Origin of the sequence: Veillonella parvula, assembly GCF_002005185.1 — a bacterium.
GTDB classification, from domain to species: Bacteria; Bacillota; Negativicutes; order Veillonellales; family Veillonellaceae; genus Veillonella; species Veillonella parvula_M.
The window spans coordinates 732991-753973 of sequence record NZ_CP019721.1 but is presented as its reverse complement, the minus strand read 5'-3'; the positions used below and the strand labels follow the sequence as shown (position 1 = coordinate 753973).

Here is a 20983-nt window from a genome sequence, read left to right as displayed (position 1 = left end):
AATACTAATTTTCAGCTTCCTTATCCGCTACTAGTTGCGTAGTTTCTGGTTGTTTCAAATCAAACATCCCATGCATCATCTTATCCGGCAAGCCATAATTCATGACATTATTTTCTACTCGACTATAAATAGCACTCCCAAGAGCATCACGAATGTCCTCAAATAGTTTTTTATCTTTTAACAACATCTTAAAGAACTCTTCATTATCTTTAAATCGCTTAACAGCAATACCCATAAACTCTTGGTCAAATAATATTTTAAAGGTTTTAAATCCGTTGTTATTAATATAGTCACGCCACTTAGGATCTTTTGCAATATCTTGTTCTATTTGCAATATCACTTTATCCATTTCAGTAAATTCAGTGCCATAACGTTTATTAAAGTCCTCAATAATCTCGTTAATCGTTGTAATCAAGCTATTTTTACGACCTACTTTTCCGGTAATAGGTTGCAATCCAGTTTCTTCTGGAGCCAAGTCAATCGACCCATGTGAGCCTTTTTCCAAACGATAGTATTCGAGCATTATCTTATCATCTAAATCGACATGGTCCTGATGTTCTTTTGGCAGTTGAATAGCAAGGAACTTAGCATAGATACTGAAGGTATGAAGATCTTTATCAAACAATCTACACACCTGTGTGATAAAGGAATATAAACGATTAAAATGTTGTAGAGTCCCTTTAAAAATATCTCGATCAGCCTCCTCTAACGATTCAAAGCGTTTGATAGCTGGCATAATATACGATTGAAGCTTCCCTAAATCTCCCATCGTTTGATTTTGGCTTTGATAGAATAATTCTCCAAATTGTTCTATATCATGTACATCATAAACATTGAACTTATCTAAAGTTGACTTAACATCATATAACGTATTAGGATCGGTTTCTTTATCTAACTTAGTTTCTTGATAGAATGGTGCGAAGGAGCTCAAAATATCATCTTCACTATTAACAAAGTCTAATACAAATGTATCTTGTTTGCCTTTCATAGTTCTATTAAGGCGAGATAGTGTCTGAACAGCTTTTACCCCTGAAAGCTTTTTATCCACAAACATGGTATGCAACAAAGGCTCATCAAAACCAGTCTGATATTTCTCTGCAACGATAAGCATGCCATATTCATCGTTATGGAATGTGCCTGGTAAGGCTTTTTCCTTAATGTGATTGCCTTCTTTATCTATATTCAAAGACTCTTCCGTATAGGTTCTCCCATTATCATCAATCTCACCAGAAAAGGCTACCAACACTTCCAAATCTGGACGTTCCATTTGCTCTATCTGACGACGAAACTCTTGAACATAGCGAACTGCATGTAGTCTTGATGGTGTAACAACCATGGCCTTTGCACGACCACCAATCTTATGTCTAGTTACATCCATAAAATGGCGTAACATAACCGCTGTTTTTTGTGTAATATTATGTGGATGCAAGGTTTGGAATTTACGAATAGCTTTCATTCCAGCCGCTGAATCCAATTCAATATCAACATCAACAAGACTAGCTATTTTATAGTACGTATTGTAGGTCATGTAATTCTTTAAGACATCAAGAATGAAACCTTCATCTATAGCTTGTTGCATAGAGTAAATATGGAACGGATGATATTCACCCATTTCATCACGAGTACCAAATAGTTGTAAAGTCTTCGCTTTAGGCGTTGCAGTAAACGCAAAGAAAGACAAATTATCATGCTGCCCTTGTGCGACTAACTCCTTAACAAGTTTATCCTCTTCATCTAAGGCATTTTCCTCATCTTCATAAGCCCACTCAGCATATTCTTGAAGAGCTTTCTCTGTATTTGCAAGAGCTTGTTTTAATTTACGAGCTGCAGATCCAGTTTGAGAAGAATGTGCTTCATCTACAATGACAGCAAAATTACAACTTTGTGCTTTCACCTCTTCATAAATAACAGGGAATTTTTGTAATGTAGTAATGATAATAGGCGTACCACTTTCAATAGCCTCTTTTAACTGTTTAGATGTTTTATCCACACGTTGTATAACCCCTGGAGTGTGGTCAAATTGAGAGACCGTATTCTGTAATTGACTATCTAAAACCTTTCGGTCTGTAACAATAATGGTAGACCAAAAAATCTTCTTATCATCCTTATCATGCAACCCAGACAAGCGATGTGCCAACCAAGCAATAGAATTAGACTTACCAGAGCCAGCAGAGTGTTGAATCAAGTAATTGTGCCCTGCACCATTCTCTTTTACATGTTCTAACAATTTTGTTACTACATCTAATTGGTGAAAGCGCGGGAAAATCAATATTTCATCAGTTATATTACCAGCGCTATCTTTCACAACAGATAAATGCATATATTTTTGTAAAATTTCTAACAATCTATCTCGTTGAAGAACAGATTCCCATAAATAGGAAGTATCGTACGTATCAGAATTAGGATTGCCAGCACTTCCGACATTACCAGCACCATTAGAACCTTGATTAAATGGAAGAAAATACGTGCTACTGCCATTTAATTTTGTTGTCATATGCACTTGTGTTAAATCTACTGCAAAATGAACTAACACACGGCTATTAAACTTAAAGATTTGATCTTTGTTAGATCTATCAAACTTATATTGAGAAATCGCATTTGTTGCATTCTGTCCTGTAAACTGGCATTTCAATTCCATACTAACAACAGGGATACCGTTTAAGAACAAGACAATATCTACACTGTTGTTATTTAATACAGAATAATGTAACTGCCGAGTGCAATGGAATATATTGGATTCATATTGTACTCGTGCAGTTTCATTCATGGAAGTCTCTGGTTTCCAATACACAACTCGGAAGGTAATGCCTCTATCCTTAAAGCCATGACGCAAAACAGCTAACAAGCCATCATGCTCTACAGAATCATTAAAGCGCTTTAAGAATTGCTGCTCACAAGAGTCTCCATATAACTTCGTATACCGTTCCCATTTCTTTGGTTGGCTTTGTTTTATAAAAGACAACAGTGTTTCAGTATCAAGAGCCAATTCACGATTAAATACCTTAGGATTGCCTTTTACATATCCGCCTGCAGTACATAAAAATGATGCAATATCATCTTCAAATCGCTTTTCTTTTACGTCAAATTCAGACATGAGGCACCTCCTTTTTACCAGTTACTACTTCATAAATTAAGGACTTCTTGTATTCAATAAGTTTATCAATGAGAGAATGTTTTTTTTGTATAACAGTGTCCATATTAGAACATTTATTATCAAGATATTTAACAATATTTTTTTGCGACTCTAGCGGAGGAATCAAAACCTTTATATTTCCCAGAACCTTCATACCTATATTTTGCTGTGTACCATATGACCAACCTTGCTCTACCTGTACTCTAAATATATTAGAAAGTAATTGATAGTATAAAAAGTCTTGTTCCACAGTACTCGAATCACCACGAACTAAGGCCAAAGGCGACCAAATATCAAACACTTGATCAGTAGTAACAATCCCTATATTTCCAGTTGTAGCACCTGATTTTACGATAAATATATCGCCTTTTCTAGGAGACACTTTTTTTTGAAATCTTTCATGATCTTTCAAAGAAATATATCCACGTTTATAATCAAGATTAATAATTCCACCTTTAACAGACTCAGCCGAAACAAATGGAATCCCTTCATCATATAGAGTAGGGGTCTCATGAGGTCCATCTGTAATTGGAGTTAATAATACTTTTTTTAAACTATGAATATTACAGTTTATAGGAATATTGCCCAACCATTTAAATCCACTATATTCCATATTTGTAGTAGAGTCTAATCCTTTTGTAATAGTTTCAGTAATAATAGACTGTTTATATTCCTGTAGCTTTTCAATAACAGCTTGTTCTGTAAGAATAATATTATCAATCTGAGTGCATTTAATATCGAGATAATCTGCTATATGATGCTGAACACTTAATGGTGGTAATAATGTTTTTATAATAGCCATTTCATTATTCATAATTTTATAGCCATTTGTATCTATACGTCTCTCATTATATGCAATATGCTCAAGTGCATATTTTTGATATCGTAGATCAACTAAATCTCCTATAGGATTTAAAGTACCACATACATTAGTACAGTTATAATAGCCATCACGCAAAAATATTGAACCAGCATTGGCACCATCAGTAGTCCAAGTTAATTGCGGATAATCATAATCATATGTATCAATATATCCTAAACATCCATTATCTTTTGTCTGTGAAGAATATACAGGATAGCCCGTCTCATCCAATTCAGTTTGTGCAATAACACGACCTCTCCCTATAGTGAACAATCGTTTAACACTAACTAACTCCCAATCTGCAGGCATATTGCCAATCCATGGTACACCACTATCTTTCATTTCTCGCATTATTTAAACACCTCTACTAGAGCGCCATCCAAATCATTTTCCAAAGCCTTAATCTCAGCCATAATTTCATCAGTTGAACGTGGCGCTACATATTTGTAAAAATGACGTGTAAAGGGAATTTCATAACCAATCTTATTCTTCTTTGTATCAATCCATGCATCTGGAGCAAAAGGTAATACCTCACGTTTGAAATATGTTTCTATATCCTCTTTAAGCGGTACGATTTCAGTATCGCGACGTTTGGTGTCAGCTTTTGGCTTACCTTTTACTAATACAGGCTTGCCATCTTCATCAAGTACTGGTCGTTCAACCGTAATTTTTGTATACCCAAAGTCTTCATTATCAAAAATTTTACTGATTTCCGTTTCTCTGAACTCACCATAAATCTTAGTAATCTCCTGAATAGCGTTTTCAGGAATATCATTCCGTTTATTACCTAATGACTTACGTCGTTTTTCATATAAATCATTAGCATTAATGAGTTGCACCTTACCTTCTCGAGGTGTACCAGCTTTCTTATTTGAAAGCACCCAGATATAGGTTGCAATTCCAGTGTTGTAGAAAATATCATTTGGCAAAGCAATGATAGCTTCCAATAAATCATTTTCCAGAATATATCGTCTAATTTCTGATGGGCCACTACCCGCATCACCTGTAAATAATGGTGACCCATTATGAATAATCGCAATGCGAGCACCTTGAGGGTTCATCTTTTTAATAGCATTTTCTAAAAATAGCATTTGTCCATCAGCTGTTGATGGCAAACCAGGGCCAAATCGGCCATCAAAGCCTAATTTAGCTTCGTTTTTAACAATGGCTTCTTCATTTTTCCATTCTCGGCCAAATGGCGGATTAGAAATAATATAGTCAAAGGTTTCACCTGAAAATTGATCATCAGATAGTGTATTGCCACTTTTAATACGTTCCGCATCATTGCCTTTAATGAGCATATCTGCCTTACAAATTGCAAAGGTCTGATCATTCAATTCTTGGCCAAATGAAATCAGTTTAGATGTGCTATTCAAGTTCGCAAGATATTCTTCTGCTACTGAAAGCATCCCACCAGTACCACAAGCACAATCATAAATGGTACGAGCCACATTTTGTCCACTTAGCATCGCATTATCGTCATGGAAGAGAATATTAACCATTAAACGGATCACCTCACGAGGGGTATAATGCTGACCAGCATCTTCATTGTGAGCTTCTGAAAATCGCCGGATAATCTCTTCAAATACGTAACCCATTTCAAGATTACTGATATGATTCGGATGCAAATTAGCCTTATCAGTAGTAAATTCTTTTATTACCATATACAAAATATGCTTATCGGCCATTGTTGTAATATGATTATCAAATTTGAACTTTCTAATGATATCTTGCACATTATCAGAAAAACCATTGATATAATCTCTGAAATTACTTTCAATATTATCAGGGTCATCAAGCAAGGTCTTAAACGTATACTTACTGATGTTATAAAATTTATGACCAGCTACTTCGTACAATAAACCATCTAATAAATCCAAATTCTGATCTTTTAATTTATTATATGTATCAAGTACCGCAGGTTTTGTATCAGCTAAAATACAGTCAAAACGTCTTAGAACTGTAAGGGGTAAAATTACCTCTCCATATTCGTGTGGTTTATACACACCTGTTAATTTATCTGCAATTGCCCAAATGAGGGACGCTTTTTCATTCACACGACTACTTAAACTCATGGTACCTCCGTACATATATATAACAGCATAAAAAACTACTAACGTTTATTCAGAACTTCTTAAAATGACCACTAATCATATAAAAATAAGAATAGTTTACTTAATATTTAAATTTTACCATTAAAGTTCGTAAAAATACCACCAGACCAGCCCTTTTCCTAGAAAAGCACATATGTTTGTAGTATAATACAAATAAGATATCAGCACTTTAATTAGGGATTACAACATACATTGACAACAGATTGCAATATTTGTTATAGTAACTATACAAAGAGTTAGTAATGAACCTGAGGGAACATTACGGAGGCGAAGCAATCTGCGGATTACTTCGCCTCTTTTTTTATTGGGGGATGAACTTTATGGCAAAACCATTCCAAACTCATAATCAGCAACTAAAAATGCTCCGTAAGCGTAACATTCTTATTACTAATGGCAGTAAAGCAAAGGCCATATTAATTAGAGAAAACTACTACCAATTAATTAATGGTTACAAACATATATTTTTAGATACAGTCGAAAGCAAGAAACGACAAGATGATTACTATAAAAATGGAACTACTTTTGAACAAATATATGCCCTATATGAATTCGATAGAAACTTAAGGAATATTCTCATGAAGTATATTCTTATGACAGAAAACTCTATAAAATCCAAAATTGCCTATCAATTCTCCTCAGAACATCCAAAAGAAGCATTCAGCTATTTTAATATCAATAATTATAGAGATACTAACCACCAGCAAACGACTTCACTAATTGCAACGCTATCATCGGTAACTAAGCAAAACACTGACTCCAACACTAAGTCAGGACCATTTTACCACTACTTTAATGAACATAAAGAACTTCCCCTATGGGTACTGATAACTAAGCTTACTCTGGGGCAAACATGTAACCTTTTTTATAATCTAAAAGAGCCCACCCAAATCGAAATTTTAAAATCAGTACTCTATGAATTCAAAAACAACTGCAATGTAGCAGCAACTAAAATCACTCTTCAAAATTATTTAAAAGATTTTATGAGTGCAATAAACTGTATAAAAGCATTTCGCAATGTTTGTGCACATGAAGATCGACTCTATGACTACTATGCTAAAAATAAGGATGGCAAACCCATTCAAACTAGCTTCTTTTATATAAGTATCACGACACCAGCATTCCAAGGTGGAGTTTTTGATATCATCTTACTACTCCGCTTATTCCTTTCAAAAAAAGACTATAAACAATTGCTACGTCGTATATTTGATGAACTAAACAGACTAGAAAATGAATTACCTTCGAATCTTTATTCTGAAGTTACTCGTAAAATGAAACTACCTAAAGATTGGACATCCGAGTTAAACAAATTCATTTAATATGACAGAGCCTTATCACCATATATATTAGATGAATCCCCTCGTTCAAATTATTTTATAAAAGTATAATTAATTTTTCAGCTATTCAAAGCAAGAGGACTGATATTTAAAACAGCAGTCTTCATTTATTCATAAATTATATCAAAATTTTTCACCTGGATTTATCACAAATCTATCACATTTGATAGTATCTATCCTAAATTATTCTACTGTTCAAAATTATTGTAGGTGCTATAATGAACTCATCAAAAGGAACAGGTGCTCATATAATACTAAACGCACTATTCCAAAGCTATAGTTAGTAGTTTATAAAAGGAGATCATCATGACACATACACAATTAACACAACTCGTACAAGCTTTAATAGATGCACCTACAAGCAACCCTACATTAAAAGAATTCGCTCAATCTTGGATCAATGCAGAAGGCAAACCTGAGCAAGAAGAACTTACAAAACAACTCGTATCCGTTGCAGAGCAAAACATTGCTCTTATCGACGAAACAATTGGCTTTGCCGGCTCTGAACTCGCTACACAAATCCTTGGCGCAGAAGGTGCTGCTAATCTATTGCAACACGCTAAAGACATTAAAGCAAAAGGCGCTGAATTCTGTGACTGTCCTGGATGCGTGGCATGTAAACACGTTATCGATTTGAAAGCGGAAATTGAATAATAATATATTACCTAGTGAGAGGTCATCAACACACTGTTGATGGCCTTTTTATATACAAAAACGGCCCCTCATGGAGGAGCCGATTTAATTAACAATATATTTGTGAAAGCTTTACTTTCACAGTCTACTCAGACGTTTCTTGCATCCGTTGAAGCATTTTAAAGCTCACGGCGATATTAACGAAAATAATCAACAGTGTTAGGAACGAATAGGCTAACAGCATGTAGTTCGCCGACACCGCATCATATATCTGATATGTGCAATATCCGGCTGTGATAATGCCACTGAGGACACCCGGTATATATTGTCGCAGGAATATGCTTTGAAATACATGCCCGATTACATGGTATACATAGGCTATGATTATGGTGAGATAAAAATCGAAGCTTTCAAAATATATACTTAATCCCAGTATAATCAACAAGAGTATGAATTCCTGATAGATGATTGCATTGATTCTGAAAGATGTAAACGCCCCCGATAAAAGTCGTCGTTGCAATTGCGGATTCCGATCCATAAAGCGAGGAAACAAAAGTATTTCCTCAAGTTCGTGCAGCATGAAAATGCTGGGGAACAATAAGAAAAAACTATGCAGATCCATAAGGCGCCTCCTTGATAAATCCGATTAAGTTTATTATGACGCTCTATAATTATCCCTTTTTCACTTGCACGCGCAACACGGTTTTCAATTTTGCAGGCTCCACCTTTCGCGCATCGGACAAATAGATTTCCCGATGCCACTCATTATTAGCACGTTCCAAATTATGAGCAGTACAGAACTCATCTACTTTCATAAATGATTCCGGTTCGTCATCGTAAGGCCCGACATGCAATATCTGCACACAATCTCCATCCTCTATCGATTCAAGGCGCACGTCCTTAAATCGAGGCAACGATTTTTTCTTGGACACATTAACAATGGCCGCCTCTAACACGTCAGGCGTCACAAAATCCGGTTGTCTGATCATCATCCGATATTGCAAATTATTCTTATCAAACTGCTCCGTATGCTCAATCTGCTTCCAGAGAGCCTCCAACGGATACACGGTGTAATCAAAGTACCCATCCGGCGTCACGCCCTTTTTCGGCAACATCTTTATCCCGTAGGACAACGAATATAACGCCTCGATATCATCGGCAAAGGCCGCATGATTTGGATTTCCCACGCCGTCCAAAACGAGAAACTTCATGCTCGACACCGTAACCTGCACCGCCTGCTGCTTTGGACAATACAAATCCTTTTCGTGCTTGCGCCATTCATGCTTTACTGCTGTCATAATTAACCCCTCTTTCTGAAAGAAATATATGATTTCTTTTATCGTAAGGGAGGATTATGAAAGATAATTAAAAGCCCCTATGCCAAAGCATAGGGGCTCTTTTCACACACTCGCTTTCACAAGTGCTTGTGTATATGGATGTACCGCTTCTTTGAGTCGTTTTGATTCGATGGTTTCCACGATTTGTCCGTCTTTCATGACGATAATTCGGTCTGTTACGGCTTGTAATAGTCCGATGTCATGGCTAACAAATATATAGCCGAAGGGTTGTTCCGTATGAAGTTTTTGTAGGAGGTCTAGCACTAATTTTTGGTTCACCGCATCAAGGGCTGATGTAGGTTCATCAAAGAGTACCAGTTTTGGGTTCATCAGCATAATTCGTGCTAATACAACGCGTTGCAATTGACCGCCGCTGACTTCATGAGGGTATTTATTAACCGTATTCTCAGGCAAATCTACTCGTTGCATCCATTTACGAATATCGTCCTTTGCTGCCGCCACATCCATAAGACCATAATTGATATACGGCTCTAAAAGAAATGCTTCTATGTTCATCCTCGGTGGAATCATCGCCAAGGGATTTTGGAACATCATCTGCATAGAGCGATATATTTCTGTATGATTTTGAATGGAATGGATTTCCTCACCAAAGAGTCGCAAGGTGCCAGATGTAGGTTTTTCTAACATAGCAATCAGCCTAAGCAGCGTACTTTTACCGGAACCACTACCACCTGCAATGCCTACTCGTTCATTGGAAGCCACGGAAAAGGATACGTTATCAACGGCGCGGACCGTATGATTGTGGTTCGTATATTGTTTACAGATTTTCTCGAGTTGAATCATACTACACCACTTTCATTACGGAATCTAACAAGATGCGAGTATACTCATCCTTTGGATGGGCCATGACCTCTTCGGTGGATCCCACTTCAACGAGTTGCCCCTTATTCATAACCCCAATGCTATTGGCAATACGAGCAGCCGCCTTAATATTATGGGTTACAATAATCACCGTTGCCCCAAGAGCCTGAGTAACCTCCTTCATGAGATCTAACACAGAGGCTTGCACCAGCATATCTAAGGCACTAGTCGGTTCGTCAGCAAATATGATACTCGGCTTCAAGATGAGGCTTAAGGCTATTGCTAACCGTTGTTGCATGCCACCGCTCAACTGAAACGGATAGGACTGCAAGATACGTTCTCCGTCGGTTAAGTGAACGAGATTAAGCATATCTATAACGCGGCTTACATCATAACTTTCACCATGAGCACGGAATAAATCTTTGAAGTGATTTTCTACGGTTCGATTTGGATTTAGATAGGCGCTGGGATTTTGAAAGATCATGGAAATCTTCGTACCCCGCAATTGTCGCCAATCACCATCACTCAATGTAGAAACATCGGTGCCGTTTAGCAAAATTTGGCCGCTAACGTTAGCTTGTTTCAACATGCCAAAGGCGGCACGAACTAACGTAGATTTACCAGAGCCACTTTCACCAACGATGGCAAAGACCTCACCATTGGGCACGGAGAAGGATACATCGCGCACCGCTTGCTCCGCACCGTATGAAATTGTAACCTTATCAAATACGATACAATCAGATTTATTCAATAGTAGAATCCTTTGTTAATAAGTAGTAATCGATTGGATGTACTGGTACATTTTTAACTTTTGTAGTAGATACAACTGTTGCACTTGGATACAACAAATAGATATCTGCTACGTCATCAACTAAGATTTGTTGCGCTTGTTTTGCAATATTAGAGCGTTCGTTTTGATCAAATGTTACTGACAATTGGTCGATTAACGCATCTACTTGAGGGTTAGAGTAGCCACCAACGTTTGCTTTCGCACCAGTTTTGTAGAATAAGCTGAGGAACCAGTAAGGATCGTTTGTAGACATAGTCACTACATTGCGTTCTACTAAATCGAAACCATCTGTACCAAGTGTATCTACTTCATCAGGGCTTTGTAATTTCTTAAGAGTTACAGCAATACCTGCTTTTTTCAATTCTTGTTGAATTTCTTCGTATAAGCTTGTATCTTTACCCCAAATAGCAATAGTAATCGCTAATTCCTTGCCATCTTTTGCATACATGCCGTTTGCATTCTTAGCGTAACCAGCTTGAGTCAAGATTTGGTCAGCTTTTGCTACATCTGTCATCGGTTTATTAGCGATCGCATCATAACCTAAATTGGCAGATGGAGGGAATGGTGCAGCCCCTGGTGTGGAGCCGTTACCAATAATTTTTGCCATGGAGTCATAGTTAATAATATGAGCAATAGCGGAACGCACAGCTTTATCATGTAATGGAGATGCTTCTGTGTGGTTTGCTTTCAACATAAACACACGAACGCCAGCAACGTCTTGAATATTGAAACCGTCTTTGAACAAGCTGCGGTTAGCAGAGTCCACTTTTTGAATTACGTCTACGTCTTTAGATTGCAACGCCATAGCGCGTTTATTATTGTCTTCGATGTCTTTTACTGTTACAGTATCAAGACCTGGTTTGCCACCCCAGTAATCTGCGAAGGCTGCGAGTTCGATTGTTTCACCTTTTGTGAAAGCAGTGATTTTATAAGGACCTGTGAGAACTGGTTTAGATGCTACGTCTTTAAGATCTGCAGTGTCCATGATAACGAACGCTGGTTCAGTTAAGCTAGATAACAAGGAACCATTAGGTTCTGTAGTTTTAATAATCAAGTTTTGACCATCTACTGTGATGGACTCGATTTTAACAGCTTTCGCGGAACGAGCACTTTGTTTCATTGTGTACTCGATAGACTCTTTAACCTTTTGTGGAGTCATAGGCGTACCATTATGGAATTTTACATTTTCACGGATGTGGAATTTCCAAGTTGTAGGGTCCACATTTTCCCAAGAATCTGCCAATTGAGGGGCAAATTTCATGTCTGGCGTAACAACAGCCAAGGTTTCACCAGCACCGATACGAGTCAAGGTCCACGCATCCCACTCGTGAGTTGGATCTAATGTTTCACCAAACCAATACAAACCAACATTCATATGCTTCCCTTGTTTGCCGTCTTTAGCCGTATCGCTACCGCAACCAACCAAGAGAGCTACCATGCACAGCATAGTTAGACACGCTAGTAACCAACGTTTCATAATATCTCCTTTAAAATACATTGCCTCGTCGAGGCTTTCACTATAAAAAAATCTATACACAGTACGGTTAACGAGATACATCGAGGGCATCGCGCAACGCATCACCAATATAGTTAAATAAAACAACAGTAATAAAAATAGCGAGCCCTGGGTAAATTAGCAGCCACGGCGCCGTTTGTAGAAAATCTCGGGAGCTCAACAAGATAGCGCCCCACTCCGGATCCGGCGGTTGCACACCGATACCTATGAGCGAGAAACTGGCTACCAAAATGATGACATCCCCAAGATGTTGAATAATAACGATCACCAACGGTGGCAATACATTCGGCAGAATATAGCGCCACAGAATTCGTAGATTTGAAGCACCTGACATACGAGCAAAGGTAATATACTCCGCGTGGCGTTCAATCTGTACGAGGCCTCTAGTGATACGGGCATATTCCGCCCATTTCGTAATGCACAAGGAAATGATTACATTCGTTATGCTAGGTCCCATAATACCGATGAAAGCAATGGCAATCACCATGTTCGGGAACCCTAGTACCAAATCAATCAAGCGAGATAACCAACGGTCAATGCTAGGTGTAGAGAATCCTGCCAATCCGCCAATAACGATACCAATAGCACCACTAATACCGATAATGGTAAAAGCAATGCCTAACGAAGCTTTACCGCCATAGAGAATCCGAGACCAAACATCTCGCCCTAACTGGTCAGTACCTAATAAATGAGTACTGCTTATGTCTTGTAAGCGGTCTGCAACACTAGTCGTCTCCGGATCGAATGGTGCTATATAAGGAGCACATAGGAAAAATACAATCCATAGAGCTGCTAATACAAACATAGCATATAAAGTGTAAGGCTTTCGTCTATTCATAGGAGCCTCCTTTTATAGCGGCTCTTCGTTTTGGATTTAGCCAAATGCTCAATACATCGATGATAATATTAATCACGATGAACACCATAGTAATCCAAATAATATAGCCTTGCATCAATACATAATCACGAGCTGTAATCCCTTGCACCATCATGTACCCAATGCCCTTAATGGCGAATACCATTTCAATAACGGCAGACCCACCTAGCATAGCGCCCATAGTTACCCCCATCATAGGCAACAACATAAGTCCCACATGAGGGAATATGTAACGGGTGTAGACCATCCATTCTGGCAATCCTAATGCTCGCGCCCCCTGTACAAAGGGCTGTCGCGACACTTCTAAAATAGCATTGCGCAATCGACGAATGTAGAGACCACATATCCATAAAGCAAGGGTTACCGCGGGCAATACATAGGCAGAAAAGCCATTGGTATTCATTACCGACACTAGCTGTAATTTAACACCGAATAAGTACAGTAATAATAAACCGACCCAGAATCCAGGGATTGCTAATGCTAGGAATGTAACGAGACGAACCCCATGATCAATCCATGAGTCTTGATACTTTGCAGATAACATACCGAGTGGTATGGTCACCACTATCCCCATAACAAGAGCTAAGGATACTAACCCCAAGGTATTAGGCAAGGCGCCACCAAGAATGGTCGCTACTGGTAAAGCATACAGAATGGACTCACCAAAGTCCCCTTGTACAATTTGACCTAACCAACGTAAGTATTGCCGCCACCAAGGATCATTGAGCCCTAACTGCTCTCGTATCTGTGCAACCACAACTGGATCTGGTGTAGCCCCTACAAGATTAAACTTCATCGACACGGGGTCGATAGGAGATAATTTTATCAATACAAATGTACCGATAGTAACCACCAATAAAATACCTACAATACTCGCTAAACGCTGTAGTATTAATCGATACAACACATCACCTGCCCTCTTTAATAAAAATAATCCTATTTTATTATATCAAGACATTGTATATATGTATATGTACTTAAGAACGATTATCATTATGAAAGTTTTGCATAGCAACAAAAACGGCCCCTCATATGAGGAGCCGTTCCATATAAAACCCTTACAGTGTCCATGCGAGTGCTTCACCACAGCTCGCATGCCTATTCCACTAGACCTGGGCTTTTATATATTATTTTGTATGTAAATTTGGTGCAACTGTATTAGCAACGATGGCTTTAGCCATGTCACGAGTTACAGGCCGTTCGAAGTACATCCCATGGGTTTGTCCGTCTTTGGTCCAACCTATGAGATATACCATTTTATTGCCACCTTTAAAAATAACCTTTGTGCCGTTTACTTTTTCATTAGCTGTTACACGAAAATCGCTATAATCGCCGCTAATATCTTCTTTTATTTCATTAGATACGCGATACACGATGCGTTTGCCTGCAGCTTGATTACGAGTAGCATCTTCACCAGCTTGATAAACATAAACCACTTGCAATACATCCTTATCAATAGTACTTATAGATTCAATGTTGTAACCTACAGGCAATATCTTAGGCATTTGAGGTGTAATATTCATATATTTAGCCGCTTCATCTACAGTAGAAAACTCATGAAACGGGCTTGGCATACCAACCATTGGCGCTTCATGTTCAGCTACCACAGATTTAGGTTGATCTGGTTTTACATCAACAGTACCTTGAGCACCCGCAACAGTATAAGAGCCTACACAAGCACAAGCAACAGCCATCAATACAAATTTCTTCAACATGATTATAATCTCCGCTCTTTTACATATACATCTGTACAAACACAACACATGTATTAAGAATATTATAATTTATAAATATATTTTACAAAATATTCTTTATCAAAACTTATTTTATAATTATACCCTAAATGATAGGGAATTTCAAGTAGTTATTTTTAATATAAAATCCTGAGTTCTATATTAGCTACTATACAAACATATATTCAAAATAGATGCTAAGACGCTCATCAGGAGTATCTATGTTTATATATAATCCATCCCTATCTACTATTTGGCAGCAGCTAGGTAATTAAATTTTGGCCCGCTGAGCTTAAACTCAAAGCTAGTTAAATCCACCTCGCCAACACATGCATCGCTATCATAAAGGGTGAGCAAAAAATCTGCGGTCTGTTCACTGCTATGATACTTTTCAAATGAAGCATCGTAATCAAATCCGCTTTTACCTGAAGCTACATCGCAGAACTCGCTTTTAGTAGCAGCAGGCGCTAAGATTTTAGCCTGCATTTTAGCATCCACATCCTGTGCAAGTTCATGATACAAGCCCTCTGTGAAAGCACTTACAAAAAATTTTGTGCCACAATATGGTACTACTCCGGGCGCTAAAAAATATCCACCCACGGAGGAAACATTTATCAACTGTGTTTGTTTACATTTATAATCTCGCACGAATAAACTGGAAAGTATCGCAAGTGCAGTTACATTTAAATCTATCATTTTTACCATTTTTTGAATATCATGATTGCCCATGAATCCAAAATCACCAAAGCCTGCATTATTAATAAGTGCCTTTAACTCATAGCTTTTAAGGTCATCCCAAAGCGCTAAAACGTTTTCGCTACGCGAGAGATCACAAGGTTTTACAATAACGTCTGAATCAGGCGAAATGTTAGCAATCTCGCCTTTCAAATTTTCTAATAATTCTGCTCTACGTGCAATAACGATCAAATTTTCTCCACGGCGTGCAAAAGCTTTTGCCGTAGCTGCTCCTATGCCTGAACTTGCTCCTGTAATAACGATATATTTTTTCATTTTTTTGCCTTTCCTTTATAAATAAGATGATTCGGCTTTATTGCACTTGCTTTGCCTCCTTAGTTAACATACGAGACCTTTACTCAGCTTTCACATTAAATCATAGGAAATCTTATTTCTTATGCACCATAAACCCAGCTGCTTGTTGGTTAGCCATGATTGTAACATCAGAAATTTGCAAGCGTTTAGGTTGGTTTGTTACGTATAATACAACATCCGCCACATCCTCAGGTTGGATCGCATCGATGCCTACATAGACAGCTTTAGCTCTTTCCGCATCACCGTGAAAGCGAACTTCACTAAATGGAGTCTCTACGATGCCCGGTTGAATGGTTGTGACCTTAATATCCGTTGCAATCGTATCCATACGAATACCATCGCTCAACATCTTAACAGCCGCCTTTGTAGCACAGTAAACAGCGCCACCTGGATATGCGTAAATACCAGCAGTAGAGCCCATATTCACAATGTGACCTGCATTTTTATCAATCATATAAGGTAGTACGGCTTTTGTTACATATAAAAGACCTTTCACATTCGTATCGATCATAGTCACCGCATCATCGACAGTGCTATCTTGGAATGGATCTAAACCTTGTGCAAGACCTGCGTTATTTACGAGGACATCAACGCCACCAAAAGCCTCAATTACTGCTGGGACCTTGCTTTCAACATCCTCACGACTACGCACATCAAGAACCAAAGTCTCAACGCGCACGCCGTATTCCTTAGACAAACGACCCTGTACCTCAGCTAACACCTCAGCGCGACGTCCAGAAATCAAAACATTATCACCATACTTTGCATACGCCTCAGCAATACAAAGACCAATACCAGACGTTGCACCAGTAACAAAAACATTACGAGCCATAAAAACCTCCTTATCAATCCGAACTATATCTATATTCTAATTATACCACTTTAATATGTAATGGACTCTAGGGCGATACGCGTACCACACGCTCCTACTCCCCAAAATGACATATTGACGCATTTTAAGGTAAAACGCATAGAAATGAAAAAGGATTACCGTTCTGGAAGCGACTTAGGTCACTATGGAGTCTTTCGGAACGGTAATCCTTTGTAATCAGTTATATAGTTTTATTTCAAATGCGCCAACATATCATTTAACACTTCCATGCAATCCCCCACTATCCCATAGTTAGCGTGTTGGAAGATTTCTGCATTTGGATCGTTATTGATAGCTACAATTGTGTCAGCACCAGAGATACCGCTCACGTGTTGAATAGCACCAGAGATACCGAATGCCAAATATAGTTTAGGGCTTACAGTTTTACCTGTTTGGCCTACTTGGTATGGCAATTCAATCCAGCCCTTTTCAACGAGAGGACGTGTAGCACCTACAACACCGCCGATAGCATCGGCAAGTTCGTAAAGCTTATCAAAGTTTTCTTTAGACCCCATGCCACGACCACCGGCCACAATGATATCCGCTTCTTGAATGTTGTACCCAGCTTTGCTGAACGGAATGAAGTCAAGACGCTTCATGCGAATGTCTTCAGGTTTAAGGTCAAATGGTTCAATTTGAATGCGGCCCCAGCTATCTGCAATGCGTTCAGGCTTTTTAAATACATTAGGACGGACAGAACCCATTTGTGGACGATGATTTGGGGAAATAATTTCAGCTAAAATATTTCCCCCCAAGGCAGGGCGTGTCCATTCTACAAGACCTTCTTCAGTATCTACGGTCAAAATGGTACAGTCAGCTACGACGCCGTTTTTCATGCGACCAGACATACGAGGTGCTAGGTCACGACCATTATTTGTTGCACCAATCAAAAGAATATTAGGCTTATGATCTTCAAAGAAGTCCGTCAAAACCTTTGTATAGCCGTCTGTTGTATAGTATTTCAAAAGAGGGCTTTCAAAAACGTGAACAATATCGGCACCATGTGCCACAAGTTCCTCCGCCTCGGATTGAACATTCTCACCAAGCAGCATAACTTGAACGAGTTGGCCCAATTCCTTGGCAATACAACGGGCTTGACCGATAAGTTCGTACGTAACTGGATGCACTACGTCATCGATGGTATCCGCTACGACAAAGACGTCTCTATATTCATCAAAATTTGTCACTCCCATTATCGATCACCTCCTTTGGAACCTTCTTCACCTTTAACAGCTGCTAAAACCTTAAACTCACTGGAGGATACACTTTCAACAGAGGCAGCCCGCTGCACAGGATCTTTTACATCTACGCCCTCATCGTTGTTATCTACAGGCTCATCCACAGGTTCTTCGCTCGGTACTAATAGATGAGAAAACTTTTCTGGCTTGATATTATAGGCCAATTCAAGAATTTTCTTAGCGCCTTCGTCCACGGATGAAAGCATTTCTACCTTGCCCCGAAGCGGTGGTTGGTATACCTTGCGCACACGTGTAGGTGAGCCATTGAGGCCAATACGACTTTCATCAATATGCGGCATATCTCGCAATGTAATATGCGTAATCGTGTATCGTTTAGCATAAATCGAGCTCCAAAGACCGGGTTGGCGAGGTTCATTGAGTTCAGCCGTAGCCGTTACCAATAGAGGTAATGGAACTTCCACAATTTCATAACCATTTTCATGTTCTCGTTTTACAATCGCCTTTTGGGCTACTTGATCTACGGATAATTCACAAGCATAGGTAGCTTGCGCCATGCCCAATTCCTCAGCAATTTGAGGCCCTACCTGAGCCGTATCACCATCGATAGCCTGCTTGCCGCAGAAAATGATTTGGAATTCACGATTCATGGTGCGTTGAATATGACGAATAGCAGAGGCAATTGTATAGCTTGTCGCCAATGTATCTGCACCGCCAAAAGCACGGTCTGTAATGAGCACCGCATCATCCGCACCGAGGGATAAACACTCGCGCAGTGCCGCCTCGGCTTGTGGAGGACCCATAGTGACAACGGTTACACGACTACCTTCATATTGGTCTTTTACCGCAAGAGCTGCCTCTAACGCATGCATATCATAAGGGTTTACAATACTAGGCAGACCTGTGCGGATGAGATTATTCGTTTCCGGATCCAGTTTAATCTCAGATGTATCTGGAACCTGTTTGATACATACTAATAACTCCATACACTCACCCCTGTCTAAATTCTACGCCCTTAGCATTACGCGGATATTTCCAAGTTTTTACGATGGTTTCGCCACAGAGAACACGGCAGGTACCGCATTCAAGGCAACCAGCGAAATCAAAGGCTAAATCGCCATTCTCTTGTAATGTATATAAACCAGCAGGACAGCCATTTACGAGTTTCATTTTCTCTTCCAGACCAAAGCCAGCGCCATCCACAATGATATGAGGAGACGTTTCATCTACATAGTATTTATTGGCGCCCAAGCGCTCTTCTAATTTCATAGGGAACGCACCCCTTTCCAAGCATCACGAATCAAGGTAACTAAACCTACATCACTTACACTACTCATCAATTTTTTCATCATTGGTACTGCCCCATCACCGTTTACAGTGAATACATCGCGCATCACATGATTCACAAGAGCTGGATACTCTTTGAATATACGAGGGTTGGATGCGAGGAAGGCAGGCATATTTTTATAAAGTTTCATGTCCTTATATAGCCAAGAATTCTTGATTTGACGTTCATACAATTTAGCAACGCGCTCCATGTTCTCATCGCGCAAGGCTACGTTAACCGCATCCGCTGCACACATACCAGATTCGATGGCGAGGTCCATCCCACGAATGGTATACCCCAAGTTCATACACATGCGCGCTGCATCACCGACGATAACATACCCATTACCACCCAACTTAGGCAGCGCTTTAAATCCGCCTTCTGGCACGAGATGCGCACTATGTTCCTTCAATTGACCATTTTTTAATAGTGGTGCGATTCTTGGATGGTTTATGAAAGCTAACAGCATATCATCTACCGATTTAGTAGCTTTACCGATATCTTCAAGGCCTACAACCATACCTACGGAAAGGCTGTCTTTATTCGTATAAATAAAGCCCCCACCCAATAGACCATCGGTCATATCGCCCAAAGTAAGCCACGCCATCCCCTCATCGCCAGATAGCATGAGGCGATTTTCAAGATCTTCTTTTTTGAGTTTATATACTTCTTTCACCCCTACAGCCATTGTTCTTGGATCTGTAGGACCTGTAAGACCAGCCTGTTCCAATAATAATGTGTTAGAACCTTCTGCGATGATAACTAGTTTTGCATATACTTCGTCATCGTGACAGCGAACCCCTATTACGCGGCGACGTTTTCCTTCACCTTCGGTAATAAGCTCTGTTACCTGTACATTAGATACGAGAAGAGCTCCTTTTTTCTCTGCCTCTTCTGCTAGCCATTTATCAAATTTAGCACGCAATACTACGTAGGATTCTTCATTAGGTTCACCATCTTCGTAACTGTACTCGATAGTGGTCATTTCATTGCCCGTACCAATAGAAATGCGCTCTTTTGTTACCTTTCGTTCCAACGGCGCACGGTCTCTAAAGTCCGGTACAAGACGCTCCAAAGAATGTGTATAGATGCGTCCACCCATCATATTTTTAGCACCTGGTGCGGTCCCACGTTCGATAAGTAAAACTTTTACCCTCTGCTCCGCTAAGCGTAATGCTGCCGCAGAACCCGCTGGCCCTGCGCCAACAACGATAACATCAAATGTTTCATTGCGATCAATTGCCATATACTCAGCTCCTTTAAATGAAAGCTTAGACTTACATAAGTTCATATAGTATATATATTTCTCTATTTAGAACCAAAATACCTTTAAAAATTATCACAGAAAGATGAATATATTCTATATTTTTCAGAAATATATTATAAAA

19 protein-coding genes are annotated in these 20983 nt (G+C 39.1%); 2 read left to right on the top strand and 17 right to left on the bottom strand.

What is annotated here, in order from left to right:
* Positions 1–4: 4 nt before the first annotated feature.
* Genes B1A77_RS03295 through B1A77_RS03285 form a run of 3 tightly spaced genes read right to left on the bottom strand, consistent with a single transcriptional unit; the run spans position 5 to position 6070 of the window.
* On the bottom strand, positions 5–3094 hold the full coding sequence (locus B1A77_RS03295; RefSeq protein ID WP_077707920.1) for a type I restriction endonuclease subunit R: 3090 nt from the start codon (positions 3092–3094) through the stop codon (positions 5–7).
* Positions 3087–4346 carry a restriction endonuclease subunit S gene (locus B1A77_RS03290; RefSeq protein ID WP_077707919.1) on the bottom strand — a complete coding sequence of 420 codons (1260 nt, stop codon included), beginning with the start codon at positions 4344–4346 and terminating at the stop codon, positions 3087–3089. Before B1A77_RS03290 ends, B1A77_RS03295 begins: the two co-directional genes overlap by 8 nt.
* Positions 4346–6070, bottom strand: a complete 1725-nt coding sequence (locus tag B1A77_RS03285) for a type I restriction-modification system subunit M (RefSeq protein WP_077707918.1) — start codon at positions 6068–6070, stop codon at positions 4346–4348. The genes B1A77_RS03290 and B1A77_RS03285 overlap by 1 nt, the downstream gene beginning before the upstream one ends.
* Positions 6071–6429: 359 nt before the next feature.
* On the opposite strand from B1A77_RS03285, the gene B1A77_RS03280 reads away from it, so the two are divergent.
* Together B1A77_RS03280 and B1A77_RS03275 are read left to right on the top strand one after the other, a co-directional pair.
* Positions 6430–7425 carry an Abi family protein gene (locus tag B1A77_RS03280; RefSeq protein ID WP_187658830.1) on the top strand — a complete coding sequence of 332 codons (996 nt, stop codon included), beginning with the start codon at positions 6430–6432 and terminating at the stop codon, positions 7423–7425.
* Positions 7426–7749: 324 nt separating this feature from the next.
* Entirely contained in the window at positions 7750–8097 is a 348-nt protein-coding gene (locus tag B1A77_RS03275; RefSeq protein WP_077707916.1) for a hypothetical protein, read from the top strand.
* Between the two features lie 124 nt (positions 8098–8221).
* Here B1A77_RS03275 and B1A77_RS03270 read toward each other — a convergent pair whose 3' ends face one another.
* The 14 genes from B1A77_RS03270 to B1A77_RS03205 form a co-directional block, all read right to left on the bottom strand.
* A complete protein-coding gene (locus tag B1A77_RS03270; protein WP_237301831.1) occupies positions 8222–8614 on the bottom strand; it encodes an HXXEE domain-containing protein in 393 nt (130 codons plus the stop codon).
* A 133-nt stretch (positions 8615–8747) separates the two neighbouring features.
* A complete protein-coding gene (locus B1A77_RS03265) occupies positions 8748–9374 on the bottom strand; it encodes a GyrI-like domain-containing protein (protein WP_077707914.1) in 627 nt (208 codons plus the stop codon).
* A gap of 102 nt (positions 9375–9476) precedes the next feature.
* Positions 9477–10217: an ABC transporter ATP-binding protein gene (locus B1A77_RS03260; RefSeq protein WP_077707913.1), complete on the bottom strand. Its 741-nt coding sequence runs from the start codon at positions 10215–10217 to the stop codon at positions 9477–9479.
* Between the two features lies 1 nt (position 10218).
* Entirely contained in the window at positions 10219–10986 is a 768-nt protein-coding gene (locus tag B1A77_RS03255; RefSeq protein WP_077707912.1) for an ABC transporter ATP-binding protein, read from the bottom strand.
* Positions 10979–12502, bottom strand: coding sequence for an ABC transporter substrate-binding protein (locus tag B1A77_RS03250; protein WP_077707911.1), 1524 nt, complete (start codon positions 12500–12502; stop codon positions 10979–10981). The genes B1A77_RS03255 and B1A77_RS03250 overlap by 8 nt, the downstream gene beginning before the upstream one ends.
* A 67-nt stretch (positions 12503–12569) precedes the next feature.
* Positions 12570–13379 (bottom strand): ABC transporter permease, encoded by an 810-nt coding sequence (locus B1A77_RS03245; RefSeq protein ID WP_077707910.1) that lies wholly within the window; start codon positions 13377–13379, stop codon positions 12570–12572.
* A complete protein-coding gene (locus B1A77_RS03240; RefSeq protein ID WP_077708643.1) occupies positions 13372–14322 on the bottom strand; it encodes an ABC transporter permease in 951 nt (316 codons plus the stop codon). Before B1A77_RS03240 ends, B1A77_RS03245 begins: the two co-directional genes overlap by 8 nt.
* 223 nt (positions 14323–14545) lie before the next feature.
* Positions 14546–15133, bottom strand: a complete 588-nt coding sequence (locus B1A77_RS03235) for a hypothetical protein (RefSeq protein ID WP_077707909.1) — start codon at positions 15131–15133, stop codon at positions 14546–14548.
* Between the two features lie 267 nt (positions 15134–15400).
* Positions 15401–16162 carry an SDR family NAD(P)-dependent oxidoreductase gene (locus tag B1A77_RS03230; protein WP_004694325.1) on the bottom strand — a complete coding sequence of 254 codons (762 nt, stop codon included), beginning with the start codon at positions 16160–16162 and terminating at the stop codon, positions 15401–15403.
* A 112-nt stretch (positions 16163–16274) separates the two neighbouring features.
* Positions 16275–17033: an SDR family NAD(P)-dependent oxidoreductase gene (locus tag B1A77_RS03225; RefSeq protein ID WP_077707908.1), complete on the bottom strand. Its 759-nt coding sequence runs from the start codon at positions 17031–17033 to the stop codon at positions 16275–16277.
* 230 nt (positions 17034–17263) lie between these two features.
* Positions 17264–18265, bottom strand: a complete 1002-nt coding sequence (locus B1A77_RS03220; protein WP_077707907.1) for an electron transfer flavoprotein subunit alpha/FixB family protein — start codon at positions 18263–18265, stop codon at positions 17264–17266.
* Positions 18265–19254 carry an electron transfer flavoprotein subunit beta/FixA family protein gene (locus B1A77_RS03215; RefSeq protein WP_077707906.1) on the bottom strand — a complete coding sequence of 330 codons (990 nt, stop codon included), beginning with the start codon at positions 19252–19254 and terminating at the stop codon, positions 18265–18267. Before B1A77_RS03215 ends, B1A77_RS03220 begins: the two co-directional genes overlap by 1 nt.
* Positions 19255–19258: 4 nt before the next feature.
* Complete coding sequence (locus B1A77_RS03210) at positions 19259–19537, bottom strand: ferredoxin family protein (protein ID WP_008715118.1); 279 nt, start codon at positions 19535–19537, stop codon at positions 19259–19261.
* Positions 19534–20841: an FAD-dependent oxidoreductase gene (locus B1A77_RS03205; protein WP_077707905.1), complete on the bottom strand. Its 1308-nt coding sequence runs from the start codon at positions 20839–20841 to the stop codon at positions 19534–19536. The genes B1A77_RS03210 and B1A77_RS03205 overlap by 4 nt, the downstream gene beginning before the upstream one ends.
* Between the last annotated feature and the right edge of the window lie 142 nt (positions 20842–20983).

What these genes read in the sequence shown, in the direction of transcription:
- B1A77_RS03295 (WP_077707920.1), bottom strand. Translation starts at nt 3,094, where the DNA reads ATGTCTGAATTTGACGTAAAAGAAAAGCGATTTGAAGATGATATTGCA.
- B1A77_RS03275 (WP_077707916.1), top strand. Translation starts at nt 7,750, where the DNA reads ATGACACATACACAATTAACACAACTCGTACAAGCTTTAATAGATGCA.
- B1A77_RS03225 (WP_077707908.1), bottom strand. Translation starts at nt 17,033, where the DNA reads ATGGCTCGTAATGTTTTTGTTACTGGTGCAACGTCTGGTATTGGTCTT.
- B1A77_RS03235 (WP_077707909.1), bottom strand. Translation starts at nt 15,133, where the DNA reads ATGTTGAAGAAATTTGTATTGATGGCTGTTGCTTGTGCTTGTGTAGGC.
- B1A77_RS03220 (WP_077707907.1), bottom strand. Translation starts at nt 18,265, where the DNA reads ATGGGAGTGACAAATTTTGATGAATATAGAGACGTCTTTGTCGTAGCG.
- B1A77_RS03245 (WP_077707910.1), bottom strand. Translation starts at nt 13,379, where the DNA reads ATGAATAGACGAAAGCCTTACACTTTATATGCTATGTTTGTATTAGCA.
- B1A77_RS03285 (WP_077707918.1), bottom strand. Translation starts at nt 6,070, where the DNA reads ATGAGTTTAAGTAGTCGTGTGAATGAAAAAGCGTCCCTCATTTGGGCA.
- B1A77_RS03280 (WP_187658830.1), top strand. Translation starts at nt 6,430, where the DNA reads ATGGCAAAACCATTCCAAACTCATAATCAGCAACTAAAAATGCTCCGT.
- B1A77_RS03205 (WP_077707905.1), bottom strand. Translation starts at nt 20,841, where the DNA reads ATGGCAATTGATCGCAATGAAACATTTGATGTTATCGTTGTTGGCGCA.
- B1A77_RS03290 (WP_077707919.1), bottom strand. Translation starts at nt 4,346, where the DNA reads ATGCGAGAAATGAAAGATAGTGGTGTACCATGGATTGGCAATATGCCT.
- B1A77_RS03215 (WP_077707906.1), bottom strand. Translation starts at nt 19,254, where the DNA reads ATGGAGTTATTAGTATGTATCAAACAGGTTCCAGATACATCTGAGATT.
- B1A77_RS03260 (WP_077707913.1), bottom strand. Translation starts at nt 10,217, where the DNA reads ATGATTCAACTCGAGAAAATCTGTAAACAATATACGAACCACAATCAT.
- B1A77_RS03230 (WP_004694325.1), bottom strand. Translation starts at nt 16,162, where the DNA reads ATGAAAAAATATATCGTTATTACAGGAGCAAGTTCAGGCATAGGAGCA.
- B1A77_RS03250 (WP_077707911.1), bottom strand. Translation starts at nt 12,502, where the DNA reads ATGAAACGTTGGTTACTAGCGTGTCTAACTATGCTGTGCATGGTAGCT.
- B1A77_RS03265 (WP_077707914.1), bottom strand. Translation starts at nt 9,374, where the DNA reads ATGACAGCAGTAAAGCATGAATGGCGCAAGCACGAAAAGGATTTGTAT.
- B1A77_RS03210 (WP_008715118.1), bottom strand. Translation starts at nt 19,537, where the DNA reads ATGAAATTAGAAGAGCGCTTGGGCGCCAATAAATACTATGTAGATGAA.
- B1A77_RS03270 (WP_237301831.1), bottom strand. Translation starts at nt 8,614, where the DNA reads ATGGATCGGAATCCGCAATTGCAACGACGACTTTTATCGGGGGCGTTT.